Here is a 13960-nt window from a genome sequence, read left to right as displayed (position 1 = left end):
CAGTAGGAGCTTTCGCCAGCGCTTGTGGCCTGGACCTGGAAAATAAGTGAGAATGCGGCCCACTGCGGGACGGCAAAATCGCGCCTATCATATCCAAGATTCGTCATCAGCTTAAGGCCCAGGGCTCAAATGAAACGATCTGCTTTCTTTATCTCCGACGGCACCGGCATCACCGCCGAAACATTGGGTCAAAGCCTGTTGGCGCAGTTCGAAAACATTACCTTCGCCAAATTCACGCGGCCTTATATCGACAGCGTGGATAAAGCGCGGGCCATGGTACAACAAATCAATCTGGCGGCTGAAAAAGACGGCTTTCGGCCGATCATTTTCGACACCATTGTCAATCAGGACATTCGTGAGATCCTCGCGACTTCCAATGGTTTCATGATCGACATCTTCTCGACGTTCCTTGCGCCACTGGAACAAGAGCTGAGTGAACACTCCTCTTACTCGGTAGGAAAGTCCCATTCCATTGGGCACAACTCCAACTATATGGAGCGTATCGAGGCGGTGAACTTTGCCCTCGACAACGATGATGGCGCCCGCACGCACTACTACGACAAGGCCGACCTGATCCTGGTGGGCGTATCCCGCTGCGGCAAGACGCCGACCTGCCTGTACATGGCCATGCAATTCGGCATCCGCGCGGCCAACTACCCGCTGACCGAGGACGACATGGAGCACCTGACGCTGCCTGCGGCCTTGCGCTCACACCGGCACAAGTTGTTCGGCCTGACCATCGACCCGGACCGCCTGACCTCGATCCGCAACGAGCGCAAGCCCAATAGCCGTTACTCCAGCTATGCACAGTGCGAATTCGAAGTGCGCGAAGTGGAAAATCTGTTCCGTCGCGAGAATATTGCGCATATCAATTCCACGCACTTTTCGGTGGAAGAGATTTCCGCGAAGATTTTGGTGGAGAAGGGTGTGGAGCGTCGGTTCAAGTAATTGTGTTGCCTGGGCTGGCCTCTTCGCGGGCAAGCCCGCTCCCACATTTTGACCGAGTTCTAACCTTGGAATACGGTCAAATGTGGGAGCTGGCTTGAACTGGTCCAGTAATTTCGGACATTGTTTTCGGTTCTCACGCCGCTAGCTTTTCTGCTGCTATAGGCGAGTGGTATCCGTTGTAGCTGTGGCGCCTTACGCTGTTGTATCGCGCCACATATCGGTTGATGTCTACCTGGGCCTCGTACTCAGAGCTATAACCTCCCTCGGGCACCCATTCGGACTTCAAACTGCCAAAAAAACGTTCCATCGGGGCGTTATCCCAGCACTGGCCTTTTCGACTCATGCTCTGTTTCAGCTCGTGCGCCTGCAGTTCAGCCCTGAATTTATGGCTGGTGTACTGGCAGCCTTGATCAGAATGAAACATCACACCTTTTGGTCGCCCTCTCAGCTCAACAGCCATGCGCAGTGACTCACTTGCCAGCGTCGCATCGGCAACCAGTGAATACGACCATCCCACCACTCGACGCGCAAACAGATCCAGCACCACAGAAAAATAGAGCCAGCGCTTGCCGAGTTGGATATAGGTGATGTCCGCACACCAGACCTTGTTGATGTCTGCGACGTAAAACTCACGTTCCAGCTCATGTTCAGCCACCAAAGACTCAACGCCTGACGACTTGTATTTATGTGGCCTGCGTTGCCGGCTGGTAATCCCAGCTTCCTTCATCAAGCTACGAGCCATGTAACGCCCAACCTGATGGCCTGCACCTCGCAGGTCCTCAGAGAGGGTTCGAGCTCCTGCCGATCCTCTTGAAGCCTTGTGATACTTAACTAGAACGACCTTGAGCGCTTCGCGCTCCAGGTTGGTTTTCCCCTGACGCTGACGCCAGGCGTAGTAGCTACTGCGGTTGACTTCGAAAACACGACAACAATCTGTAATACCGTACTGTTCGCCTAGCTCGCTGATCAGAGGGAATGATCTTTGGAGTCCAAAAGCAGGAGAACACTGGCCTTTTTTAGGATTTCGATATCCCGATCTTTCTGCCTGAGCAGGGCCTGGAGTTCCTGGATTTTCTTTTGGTCGGCAGTAATCGCCTTTGTACCAGCCATCGTTGATCCGGCGCGCTCTTTGCGCACCTGCTCGACCCAGCGACGCAAAACCGTAGGGCCGATATCCAAACTGGCGCAAATTTCGGGAACAGGCAGGTTTTGATCAATCACCATGCTTACGGCGTTGAGTTTGAACTCGCTGGAATAGGACTTTCGCATCATCTGCACACCTCAGGTTTGGGCGCCATCATAGCGCCCTATTGATGTGTCCAAATTCATTAGGCCAGTTCAGCTTGCCTGCGATGGCGGTGGGTCAGCCACCCAGATGCCAGCTGATACACCGCTATCGCAGGCAAGCCAGCTCCCACATTGGATTTTTGGTGTTCTTTGGATCGAAGAACCTCTCAATTCGCCCATCCCCGTTGCCGATATTCCGCAAGTCACCCATTGCATAAATTAAGGAAACGACCACGTGCTCATCGTATCCGGGCTTATCGCTGTACTGCTGTCGGTGTTCGGTGGCTTCGTCCTGTCCGGTGGCAGCCTCGGCCCGCTGTACCAGCCGATGGAGCTGTTGATGATCGGCGGTGCCGGCGTCGGGGCTTTTATTGCGGCCAACAATGGCAAGGCGATCCGCGCCACGTTCGGCGCCATCGCGCGCTTCAAACGCAGCACCCGCTACGACAAACGCTTGTACCTGGAGCTGATGGCGATGATGTACGGCCTGCTCAGCAAGGCGCGCCGCGAGGGCATGCTGTCGCTGGAGCGGGACATTGAAGACCCGGCGCAAAGCGCCGTGTTTGCGCCCTACCCGCGGCTGGTCAGCGACCCGTTGATTATCCTGTTCCTCACCGACTACCTGCGCCTGCTGGTGAGCAGCGCGATGCAGGCCCACGAACTCGATGAGTTGATGCTGCACGAGATCGAGGCGTTCGAACACGAAGCCAGCCTGCCCTCGGATGCACTCTATAAAGTCAGCGACGCCCTGCCGGCGTTTGGCATCGTTGCGGCGGTGATGGGCGTGGTCAAGGCGTTGAGTGCGGTCAACGTCGGCCCGGACTTGATGGGCCAGATGATCGCCCACGCGCTGGTCGGCACCTTTCTCGGCATTTACCTGGCCTACGGCTTGGTCGCGCCCTTGGCCTGCCGCATCGAGCGCCAGGCCGCCGAGTCGGTGAAGATGCTGCAATGCATCCGCGTGACCCTGTTGGCCAGCGTGCAAGGCATGCCGCCGCAACTGGCCGTGGAATTCGGCCGCAAGGCGCTGCACAGCAGCGAACGCCCCGGTGCCCTGGAACTGGAAACCTACGTACGCAGCGGCGGCGGCGCATGAGCGAGCGCCCGATCATCATCCGCCGCAAAAAAGCCGCGAAGCACGGCCACCACGGCGGCGCCTGGAAAATCGCCTTCGCCGACTTCATGACCGCGCTGATGGCGCTGTTCCTGGTGCTGTGGGTGCTGTCCAACGCAAGCAAAAACGACAAGGAAGCCATCGCCGAATACTTCAGCACCCCGCTATTGGTGGCGATCAGCAAAGGCGAACGCAGCGCCAACAGTGCCAGCGCGATCCCCGGCGGCGGCCCCGACCCGCGCAGCGTCGAAGGGGAAAAGCTGCGCCACACGCCGCGCCTGTCCGGCGAGGAACGTCGCCACCTGGAATCCCTCAAGCAGCGCCTCGACGCCGCCGTCGACCGCGACCCGCAGCTGCGCGAACTCAAGCAGCAGATTGCGATTGAACTGAGCCCCGAAGGCCTGCGCGTGCAACTGCTGGATACCGACAAACGCCCGATGTTCGAACTGGGCAGTGCCAACGTCGCGCCGTACCTGCGCAAGCTGCTCAAGACCTTTGCCCCGGTGCTCAACGAACTGCCCAACCGCATCCAGATCAGCGGCCACACCGACAGCCACCCTTACCCCGGGGGCGATGCTGGCTACAACAACTGGGACTTGTCCGCCGACCGCGCCAAGGCCTCGCGACAAGAGTTGGTGGCGGGTGGGCTGGATTCCGACAAGCTGCTGCGTGTGTCCGGCATGGCCGACCGCATTCCGTTCAAGGGTGCCGGGCCCTTCGACGCGGCCAACCGGCGGATTGAAATCATCGTGCTGGATCGTCGGGTTGCGGAGCGGATCTTGTCCCAGGACGAGTTCGGCACGGAGCCCAGCGCGCCGCAACCATCCACGCAATAACCGGCAATTGTGCGTGATGTTCGCCTAATCGCCCGCCCCCGCGCCCGCGCAAAATGGCGCCATGGCCGAGACCAGCAAAGAAGACAAGACCGAAGCGGCGTCACCGCGCCGCATCGAAAAGGCCCGCGAAGAAGGGCAAGTCCCGCGTTCCCGCGAAATGAACACCTTTGTCATGCTGCTGGCCGGCACCGGCGGGCTGTGGCTGATGGGTGGGCACCTGTATGACAGCCTCGGCCAGGTGATGGAACAGGCGTTGCTGTTTGACCGCGCACAGCTGTTCGACACCGCGCGCATGCTCACGGTGCTCTGGCAACTGAGCCAGAACACTTTGCTGGCGCTGGCACCGTTTTTTGCCTTGATGACCTTTGCCGCCCTCGCTGCACCGGCCTTGCTCGGCGGCCTGGTGATTACCCTGGCGGCGGTGCGCCCGCAGTTCTCGCGGGTCAACCCGATCAGCGGGTTGGCGCGCTTGTTTTCGGTGCAGGTGCTGGTGGAGTTGGCCAAGGCCGTCGCCAAGGCCACGCTGATCGGCACCGTCGCGTATTTCTTCCTCAAAAGCCATCTCGACCAACTGCTCACCTTGCCCAACATGCCCGCCCCCAAAGCCCTGGCCACGGTGATGAGCCTGACCGCCAGTGCCTGCGCGATGTGCGTGGCCGCGCTGATAATTGTGGTGGGCATGGACGCGCCGTACCAGCTGTGGACCTACGCCAAGAACCTGCGCATGTCCAAGGAAGAGCAACGCCAGGAACACAAGAACGCCGACGGCGACCCGCATATCAAGGCCAAGATCCGCCAGGTGCAACAGGCCCGCGCGCGTCGGCGGATGATGAGCAAGGTGCCCAAGGCCGACGTGATCGTCACCAACCCCAGCCACTTCGCGGTGGCGCTGTCCTACCAGAAAGACAAGAACGGCGCGCCGCGCGTGGTGGCCAAGGGCGCGGATGACGTGGCCCTGCGCATCCGCGAGATCGCCGCCGAGCATCACCTGCCGATGCTGGAAGCGCCGCCACTGGCGCGGGCCTTGTATTTCCACGTCGATCTGGACCGTGAAATTCCCATCGAGCTGTACACCGTGGTCGCCGAAGTCGTCGCCTGGGCGATCCGCCTCAAGCGCGTCAGCGAACACGGCGGCGACCTGCCGCCGACCCCGGCGAACCTGAGCGTACCGCCGGGCATGGACCAGCGCGGCCCGCGCAACCCGACACCTGAGGATGAACCGAACGCATGAAAGGCATCACCGAATTCTTCGGCCCCGACTCCTGGCTGGCCACCACCGACCTGAAAGTCATGACCGGCCCGGTGCTGATCGTGCTGATCCTGTCGATGATGATCCTGCCGCTGCCCACCTTCATCCTCGACCTGCTGTTCACCTTCAACATCGCCCTGGCGATCATGGTGCTGATGGTCAGCATGCTCACCGAGAAGCCGCTGGATTTCTCGGCGTTTCCGTCGGTGCTGCTGTTCACCACACTGCTGCGGCTGTCGCTGAACGTGGCGTCGACGCGGGTGATTTTGATGGAGGGCCACACCGGCCCCGACGCGGCCGGCAAGGTGATCGAGGCGTTTGGCGAGTTCCTGGTGGGCGGCAACTTTGCCGTGGGCCTGGCGCTGTTTTTGATCCTGGTGACCATCAACTTCATGGTAATCACCAAGGGCGCCGGACGTATCGCCGAAGTCGGTGCGCGCTTCACCCTGGACTCGATGCCCGGCAAGCAAATGGCAATCGACGCCGACCTCAACGCCGGCTTGATCGGTGAACCGCAAGCGCGCCAGCGCCGTAAAGAGGTAGCCCAGGAAGCCGATTTCTTCGGCTCCATGGACGGCGCCAGCAAGTTTGTGCGCGGTGACGCCGTAGCCGGCCTGGTGATCATGGGCGTGTGCATCATCGGCGGCCTGGCCATCGGCATCCTGCAACACGGCATGGCGTTTGCCGATGCGGCGCACACCTACACCATGCTGACCATCGGCGATGGCCTGGTGGCGCAGATCCCCGGCCTGGTGATTTCGATTGCCGCCGGCGTGACCGTGTCGCGGGTCAACACCGAGCAGGATGTGGGCCAGCAGATGATGGGCCAGCTGTTCAGCCGCCCGAAAGTGCTGATGATGACCGCCGGCGTCATGGGCTTGCTCGGCCTGGTGCCGGGCATGCCGAACCTGGTGTTCCTGATGTTGACCGGGCTGCTGGGCGGCCTGGGCTGGTGGTTTTCCAAGCAGGAAGCGCTGGCGCCGGAAGGCTCGCCCACGCAGACACTGTTGCCCAAATCCGCCTCCCAAGGCAGCGAAGCCTCGTGGGACGACGTGCAGTTGGTCGACACCCTGAGCCTGCGCGTCGGCCACCGCCTGATCCAACTGGTGGACGCCCGCCAGCAAGGCGAACTCATCACGCGCATCAAGAGCCTGCGCAAGAAGTTCGCCCAGGATGTGGGCTTTCTGCCGCCCGTGGTGCATGTGCGCGACAAACTGGAACTGGCCGCCAACACCTACATCATCAGCCTCAAGGGCGTGGAAATCGGCCGGGGCGAAGTGTTCCCCGGCAAGTGGCTGGCGATCAACCCGGGCAAGGTCACCCACACGCTGGAAGGCACGGCGGCGGTGGACCCGGCGTTTGGCCTGCCGGCGATCTGGATCGACGCCAACCTGCGCGAACACGGGCAGATCTACGGCTACACCGTGGTCGATGCGAGCACCGTGACCGCCACCCACCTCAACCACCTGCTGCACCAGCACGCCAAGGACATGCTCGGCCGTGGCGAAGTGCAAAAGCTGTTGGACAAGCTCGGCCCCGACAGCAAGGGCCTGATCGACGAAGTGGTGCCCAAGCTGGTAACGCTCACGGTGCTGCAACGGGTGCTGCAAAACCTGCTGGAAGAGAACGTGTCGATCCGCGACATGCGCACCATCCTCGACGCCCTCGCCGAACACGGCGGCGTGTTGCAACCGCCTGACGTGCAAGAACTGACCGCCGTGGTGCGCATTGCCCTCGGCCGTTCCATCGTCAACCAGCTGTTTGGCAACCAGGCCGAACTGAAAGTCATCGGCCTGGATTTCAACCTGGAGCAGGTGCTGATGCAGGCCGTGGGCAACGGCGGCGCGCTGGAGCCGAGCCTGGCCGACAACCTGATGCAACAGACCAGCCTGACCCTCAAGCGCCAGGAAAACAGCAGCGAACCGCCGGTGCTGGTAGTGCCCAACAAACTGCGCCCGGTGCTGTCGCGCTTCCTGCGTCGGCGCTTGCGCCAGCTCACGGTGATCGCCCTCAGCGAAATCCCCGACGACCGTACCCTGCGCATGACCCACGTGATCGGAGGCAAGCCTAAGTGAGTGCGCAACGTTTTATTGGCGCCAACAGCCGCGAGGCGATGAACCAGGTGCGCGCGGCCTTGGGTGCAGACGCGTTGATCTTGTCCAGCCGCATGACCGACGCGGGCGTGGAGATCATGGCCCAGGGTGAAGAAACCGCGAGCGCACCGCCGTTGCTGGAATGGCTGCTGGAAGCGGGTTTCAGTGGCGGTTTCAGCGAGGACTTGCTTGGCCGTACGCCCGCGCACTTGCCCGATGCCACGCCGGCGCGGCTCAAGGCCTGGCTGATGCAACGGCTCAACAGTCAATTGAACCTGTTGGGCGATGAAGCCGAGCTGTTCAAGGCGCCCACGGTGATTGCCCTGGTCGGGCCCACCGGCGTGGGCAAGACCACCACCACGGCGAAGTTGGCGGCGCGTTATGTGATGCGCCATGGTCCGGGCCAAGTGGCACTGGTGACCACCGACAGCTTTCGGGTCGGCGCCCATGAGCAGCTGAATATCTATGCGCAATTGCTCGGCGTCGAACTGCACACGCTGGCGCCGCAGGCTGCACTCGATCCGTTGCTGGGTAGATTCGCCGACAAGCGCCTGGTGATCATCGACACCGTGGGCATGAGCCAACGCGATCAACGCTTGCTCGCGCACATCCAACAGTTGCGCGGCGTGCGCCTGATGCTGGTGCTCAATGCCGCCAGCCACGGCGACACCCTGGATGAAGTGGTGCACACCTACCGTGCTGCCGCACAGGCGGCCGGGTGTCGGCTGGACGATTGCATCATCAGCAAGTGCGACGAGGCAGCGCGGCTGGGGCCGGTGCTGGAGACCGTGATCCGCCACCGCTTGCGCCTGAATTATTTATCGACGGGCCAACAGGTGCCGGAAGACTTGCAATTGCCCGGCGCGTCGGACTTCTTGCAGCAGGCGCTGGATATTTCCCGGCCGTCGCGGTTTGCGGCGCCTCCCGCCAGCGCCACCCGCCCGCACCTCGATGCCCTGGCACGCAGCCTGTTGTGCCAGCGCAAGGTGCTGCTGGCCTTGCGCGACAGTCTGATCACGCACGTCGAGGGCTTTGCCTTGCTGGCGCAGCTATGGCCGTTGATGGCGCAGCCGCAGGCGTGTTGGGAGGGTTTTCTCGGTGAGCCCGCAGCACCCTCGAGCGCCACGTGGATCACCCCTGGCAAGGCGAGCCAACGGGCGGTGTTTGAAGCGCAGCGACATCCCCTGGGCACCCTTGCCAAACGCGGCGAATGCTTCGGCATCCGCGTATTGCGCTACCGCAACCGCAATGCGCGGGTGACCTTGAGCCATCTGCCGGTGGCCTTTAAAGGCACCGCTGTACGCGCCTGGTTTGCCACCTTGCAAGACAGTCACAGCGGCCAGCATCTGAGCCAGCGTTATTGGCTGGTCACGGAACAGCACGATCTGAATGAACAGGCCGCCGAACTGCTGCACCAACTGAAACAAGACGAACTGACCGACCTGACCGCACGCGGTTCCACGCGGCTGCTCGACCTGCACCCGCACCTGCACGCCGAACCCCGCCACTACCTGGCCGCCGGCTTCGCCGCCAGCGCCCTGCGGCTGGTCCAGGCCCCGGATGACTGGGCGTTCCAGGCGCGTGCGCAACTGCTCGGCTTATTGCCGAAAAAGCCCCGTGGGCAGGCGCGGGAAATCCTTGACGGTTTGCTGCACTTGGCCGCTGTCATGGACAGCTTCGAGCATGCATGACCAGGCCGCCGGGTTGCGCCAGTGGGCGCAACTCAATCAGCGCACGTTGCTGCTGTTCGGCGCGGCGCCCGAAGCGCTGCTGGCGCAGCAGGCGTTGGCGCGCTGGCATCGGCAAGGCCAGCGCTGGGTTGGCGACCCGGCGCGTTGGCGGGTGCGGGCTGTGGATAAGTATCACCAAGACTTGGCGCAATCGCGCTGGGGGATTTGGGTGGGCAGTGACTTGGGGGCGTTTGAGCGGGCGTTCAATACGTTGAGTTTGTTGCATGACTATGGCGGGCCGGGGCAGGTGTTGGCGTTGCATGCGGGGTTGCCGCAGGAGGGCTTGCTCAGCAACTTGCGCGAAGCCGCCCAGCGGTACCTAGGCATGCGCCTCCTCCTGATCAATGAAACCTAACTGTGGAAACTGGCTTGTGTGGGAGCTGGCTTGCCTGCGATAGCGGTGGGTCAGCAACATATCTATCAACTGACAGACCGCTATCGCAGGCAAGCCAGCTCCCACATTGGAATTGCGTTAAGCAGGGAATATGTGGCCTGCCGCCTACCTGTTCTGCGCTTAGGGCATCCGCCCCAGCAGTAATAATCCCGTGGATTTTCTGTCTTTCGCAGGCGCACACGATGTATACGGCACAGGGCAAGATAAACCAGCAGGAAGTGCTCCAGCAGTACCTGCCCATGGTCCGGCGCCAGGCGCTCGGGCTGAAGACCCGGTTGCCGTCCAATATTGAGCTGGACGACTTGATCCAGGCCGGCAGCATCGGCTTGCTCGATGCCATGACGCGCTATGACTTGAACGTCGGCGCGACCTTCGCCACCTTCGCCTCCCAGCGCATTCGCGGGGCGATGATCGACGAGTTGCGCACCCGCGATTGGGTGCCGCGCAGCGTGCGGCGCAATGCGCGGGCGGTGGAAGAGGCGATGCACCGCGTCGAACAGAACCTCGGCCGCCCGGCCAAGGAGCGCGAAGTGGCCTCGGCCATGGGCCTGACGCTGGCCGAATACCAGAAGGTGCTCGACGACACCAACGGCAGCCAGATGCTGCCCTTCGACGATATCGACGAAGAACACAGCGAAGGCTCCAGCTCGCGCCTGCAAACGCCATTTGCCGAACTGCTCAACGAGCGCAACCGCGCCGACCTGACCCGCGCCATCGACGCCCTGCCCGCGCGGGAGCGGCTACTGCTTGCGCTGTGTCATCACGAGAAGCTCAACTTGCGTGAGATTGGGGTGGTGTTGGAGGTGAGTGAGAGTCGGGTGTGTCAGTTGCATGCCCAGGCGATTGCGCGGTTGCACGTCAGCATGAAGGACTAGGCCGCCACATTCCTGGGGTCACCAGAGATCAAAATGTGGGAGCGGGCTTGCTCGCGAAGGCGGTGGGTCAGTCAACACACCTTTGGCTGAACCACCGCCTTCGCGAGCAAGCCCGCTCCCACATTTGGATTGCATTTCACACCCACTCAGGCTTCGGCGTAGGCCACTTCGTTGAAGCTCGCCACCAACCAGGTCAGCTCTTCACGCGGCAGATGGGTCAGCGGTTGCAGGTCAAACCGCGCCATGCGCCCGACAAATTCGCTGGGCTTCACCAAGCGTTCAACCACATGGTAGTGCGGTCGATCCAGGTAATCGTCGAACAGCACGATCATCGGTTTGGTAGCCCGCAAGTACGCCGTCACAAAACAAGCAATGCGAAAGCGCCCGTCAATGAGGATCACATCCGGCTGCTCAAAGAACGGCTCATCCCAGACCTTCAACGGGTAGGTGTGGAATTTCTTCCAGTGCCGGGCGTTTTTCGGGCGTGCCCATTTGCCGGTTTCGCCCACGTTCACCGGGTAGATCAATGGTCGTGAGGGCAGCGTGGCGTTGGCGATCCAGGTTTGCATGTCTGCGGCCCAATGGGCGTCGTTCTCCACCGAGATCACGGTTTTGTCCGGCAGGTTCGCCGCCAGCAGGGTCGAGCCGCCGCTGCCGTATTCGAGGATCACCGAGGCCTGGGTGTAGAGGGTTTTGACGTACGCGGCGACGTCTGCCGGGAACGTGACCTGGGGTTCCTCCATGGGCTCGCGGGGCAATTCCGGCAGTTGCGGGTTCTGACAGTGCTTGAGGTACTGGGCGGCCAGATCAGCGTCGATGGCCTTGAGCAGTTCACCCGCCACATCGTGAGCGGCATAGACCGTGTGCAACAAAAACGCCAGTTTCAGGCGCTGATTGTCCGACAGCGCGGCCATGCGCGTCACATCCGGCAGGAACAGCGCGTCGGCGCATACCAGATGGGAGGTCTGCGGTTGATGTTGCAAGTTGTTCAAGCGGTAAAAACTGAAACCGCGCCGGGCCAGGCAGCGGCTGATCAAGCCCACATCGGCCTGCTGGTCATGGGTCGGCGCGAAGTTGACTCGGGCTTGCACCAGCAACGTATCGGCGAGGCTGCGCTGGCCGTGTTCGATCACGGCGAGGCTGTCGTTGAGGTTGTCGAGCAATAGCCAATCCACCGCGGGCAGGCCGTTGATTGCGTCGAGCTTGAGGGTCGGCAACGCCAGTTTGGCCAACACGTTTGCAGTCACCAGCGGGGCCAGCGTGGCGCTCATGCTCGGATCGAGACAGGCATACAGCGTGGCCGGATGACCACTGCCCAGCGCGGCGTGGGGGTAATAGTGCAACTCACCGAGTTGGGCCAGTTGCCGCGCATTGCTGATGCGGCTGGCGGGGTCGAAGGCGACGGTGGAAAACGCCGCCATTTTTTGCAGGGCCACGAACTGCGCCGACGCGATCAACGTACCGCCGTGGTCGAGGGTCACGACTTTGCCCTGGAATTGGAAGCGGAAACCTTCGTCCTCTGGCGGCGTGGCCGGGTGGTGCAGTTCGACGGCAGCGTCGTCGCCGTCGAAACGGGCCTGCCCTTGCGCGTCCAACGTCAACGCGGCTCGCGGTTTGCTCGCGCAATAACGCTGCCAGATGGCGCGCATGGCCGTATCGAAATGGTTGGCAAAACGCTGGCTGTCGCACACCGGCGAGCCCATCAGCACCTCGCGCAGATGGCTGCGGATACGGGTGAGGCTGCCGAGGTCGCTGGCCAGTTCGATCACGCGTTGCTGATAGTGCTCCCAACTGTGCACCACCAATTCCGGCAACCCGGCGTTGATCAGGTGCGTGGCCGAGTGGCGCCCGGCGAACGTCGGACCGGGGAACGTCACCACCGGCACGCCCATCAGCAAGGCTTCGCAGGTGGTGAGGCCGCCGGAATACGGCCAGGGGTCGAGGGCGATGTCGATGCGGTTGTAGGTGTCGAGCAGGCTTTTGTGGCCCACCGGGCCTTCGATCAACACGCGCTCTTCGGCAATGCCCTGGGCCGCCATGAAGCCGTGCACATGGCCGCGCAACTCGCGGTTGCCGAACGCGCCGCCCTTGAGCAACAGGCGTGAGCCCGGCGTGGCGCGCATCACCTCGGCCCAGCGCGCCAGCAACTGATCGTTGATCTTGGTCGGGTTGTTGAAGCAGCCGTAGGTGATGTAACCGTTGGCCAATGCGGGCAACGGCTTGATGTCCGGCGTGTAGGGCGGCGGGTCGTAGCAGATGTAGTCGTCGGGCAGGCGGATGAGTTTTTCGGTGTAGTAGGCGTCCTCGCCAACGGGGGATTCGATGCGGTCGGTGAGCAGGTAGTCGATGGCGTCCAGGCCGGTGGTGTTGATCAAGCCGCCGACCCACTTCACCAGCAACGGCGCCGGCTGCAAGGCCATGGCGCCCATGCGGTTGCCGGCGTTGTGGCCGCACAGGTCGATCAGGATATCGATACGATCCTCGCGGATACGCTGGGCCAGGGCCCCGTCGTCCATGTGCTTGATCGCCAGCCACTGCTGCACCCTGGCCTGGATGCGCCGGGTCAGGTGGTCGCAGACCTGGCTGGTGCTGTAGGCGAACAGTTCGAAGCGGTGGCGCGGCAGTTTTTCCAGCACGCCGACGATCATATTGCCCACCGGGTGCTGGCGCAGGCCATCGGACACCAGGCCAATGCGCAGGCGGCGGTTGGCGGTCTTGTCCGTCTCGGGGCGCGACGGCACGACTTTGGGGCCGAAGCGCGATTGCCACTCCTTGCACACGGCGAAGATGTAGTCGCGGCTGCGCTCGGGGTCGTAGTGCAATGACGTCAGGCGGTTGGAGTAAGGCAGCACGTCCTTGCGCTTGGCCAGCGCCACGGCCTTTTGGTAGTAGGTGTCGGCCTTGCCCAATTGGCCGAGATCCTTGTACAGGTTGGCGGCGTTGTTCCAGTGGCTGTAGTCGCCGGGCTCACGTTCGATCAGCTTTTCGAACACCGCGATAGCTTCACCGTGGCGCTCCAGGCGGTTGAGGATCAAGCCTTGGCGCGAGAGCATGCGGCAATCCTGCGGCGCCAGTTCCAGTGCCTGTTGCACATGCGCCAGCGCCAGGGCGAACTGGCCTTTCTCGAAGTACAGCGTAGCCAGCCGGTGGTGGCCGATGGCGAAATCCGGGTCTATCGCCAGCGCTTTCAGCACCAGCTCCAAGGCGCGATCGGCCTGGCCGAGCTTTTGTGCGGCCTTGGCCACCAGTTCCAGGGCCTGGGGCTCGTCTGGCAGCAAGCGCAAGGCCTGCTCGAAACTGGCCAGGGCTTGCTCGGGGGCGCTGTGCAATTGTTGGTTGCCGAGGTCTTTCCACCCTTGTGGGGTCTTGGGGCGCTGGGGTTTGGGCATGAACGGGCATTCGCCTTGTGGATAAATAGTCTGGGGCAAATGCTA

Annotated in this window: 11 protein-coding genes; 8 read left to right on the top strand and 3 right to left on the bottom strand. The window is 62.2% G+C overall.

Annotated features, from left to right (window positions below; genetic code table 11):
• The first annotated feature begins 129 nt into the window (after positions 1-129).
• Positions 130-948 carry a pyruvate, water dikinase regulatory protein gene (locus tag J1G37_RS11005; RefSeq protein ID WP_017739558.1) on the top strand — a complete coding sequence of 273 codons (819 nt, stop codon included), beginning with the start codon at positions 130-132 and terminating at the stop codon, positions 946-948.
• Between the two features lie 133 nt (positions 949-1081).
• Here J1G37_RS11005 and J1G37_RS11000 read toward each other — a convergent pair whose 3' ends face one another.
• Both J1G37_RS11000 and J1G37_RS28965 read right to left on the bottom strand, forming a co-directional pair.
• Positions 1082-1888, bottom strand: a complete 807-nt coding sequence (locus tag J1G37_RS11000; protein ID WP_347402340.1) for an IS3 family transposase — start codon at positions 1886-1888, stop codon at positions 1082-1084.
• Positions 1889-1914: 26 nt separating this feature from the next.
• A complete protein-coding gene (locus tag J1G37_RS28965; RefSeq protein WP_242551530.1) occupies positions 1915-2220 on the bottom strand; it encodes a transposase in 306 nt (101 codons plus the stop codon).
• Between the two features lie 250 nt (positions 2221-2470).
• On the opposite strand from J1G37_RS28965, the gene motA reads away from it, so the two are divergent.
• The 7 genes from motA to J1G37_RS10965 all read left to right on the top strand — a co-directional run bounded on the left by motA (position 2471) and on the right by J1G37_RS10965 (position 10526).
• Entirely contained in the window at positions 2471-3331 is an 861-nt protein-coding gene (gene motA, locus J1G37_RS10995; protein ID WP_207041687.1) for a flagellar motor stator protein MotA, read from the top strand.
• On the top strand, positions 3328-4185 hold the full coding sequence (gene motB / locus J1G37_RS10990) for a flagellar motor protein MotB (RefSeq protein ID WP_207041685.1): 858 nt from the start codon (positions 3328-3330) through the stop codon (positions 4183-4185). The genes motA and motB overlap by 4 nt, the downstream gene beginning before the upstream one ends.
• A 61-nt stretch (positions 4186-4246) precedes the next feature.
• Entirely contained in the window at positions 4247-5416 is a 1170-nt protein-coding gene (gene flhB / locus J1G37_RS10985; protein ID WP_207041683.1) for a flagellar biosynthesis protein FlhB, read from the top strand.
• Positions 5413-7509: a flagellar biosynthesis protein FlhA gene (gene flhA / locus J1G37_RS10980; protein WP_207041681.1), complete on the top strand. Its 2097-nt coding sequence runs from the start codon at positions 5413-5415 to the stop codon at positions 7507-7509. The genes flhB and flhA overlap by 4 nt, the downstream gene beginning before the upstream one ends.
• Positions 7506-9218, top strand: coding sequence for a flagellar biosynthesis protein FlhF (locus tag J1G37_RS10975; protein ID WP_207041679.1), 1713 nt, complete (start codon positions 7506-7508; stop codon positions 9216-9218). Before flhA ends, J1G37_RS10975 begins: the two co-directional genes overlap by 4 nt.
• A complete protein-coding gene (locus J1G37_RS10970) occupies positions 9211-9612 on the top strand; it encodes a hypothetical protein (protein WP_207041678.1) in 402 nt (133 codons plus the stop codon). Before J1G37_RS10975 ends, J1G37_RS10970 begins: the two co-directional genes overlap by 8 nt.
• Positions 9613-9833: 221 nt before the next feature.
• Positions 9834-10526 (top strand): RNA polymerase sigma factor FliA, encoded by a 693-nt coding sequence (locus J1G37_RS10965; protein WP_207041677.1) that lies wholly within the window; start codon positions 9834-9836, stop codon positions 10524-10526.
• A gap of 146 nt (positions 10527-10672) precedes the next feature.
• Here J1G37_RS10965 and J1G37_RS10960 read toward each other — a convergent pair whose 3' ends face one another.
• Positions 10673-13915: a tetratricopeptide repeat protein gene (locus J1G37_RS10960; RefSeq protein WP_207041676.1), complete on the bottom strand. Its 3243-nt coding sequence runs from the start codon at positions 13913-13915 to the stop codon at positions 10673-10675.
• Positions 13916-13960 lie beyond the last annotated feature (45 nt).

Origin of the sequence: Pseudomonas sp. Marseille-Q1929 (genome assembly GCF_017316265.1) — a bacterium.
In the GTDB taxonomy this organism is placed as follows: domain Bacteria; phylum Pseudomonadota; class Gammaproteobacteria; order Pseudomonadales; family Pseudomonadaceae; genus Aquipseudomonas.
Note: the sequence above shows the minus strand (reverse complement) of the source record. Positions and strands in the feature narration are given on the sequence as shown.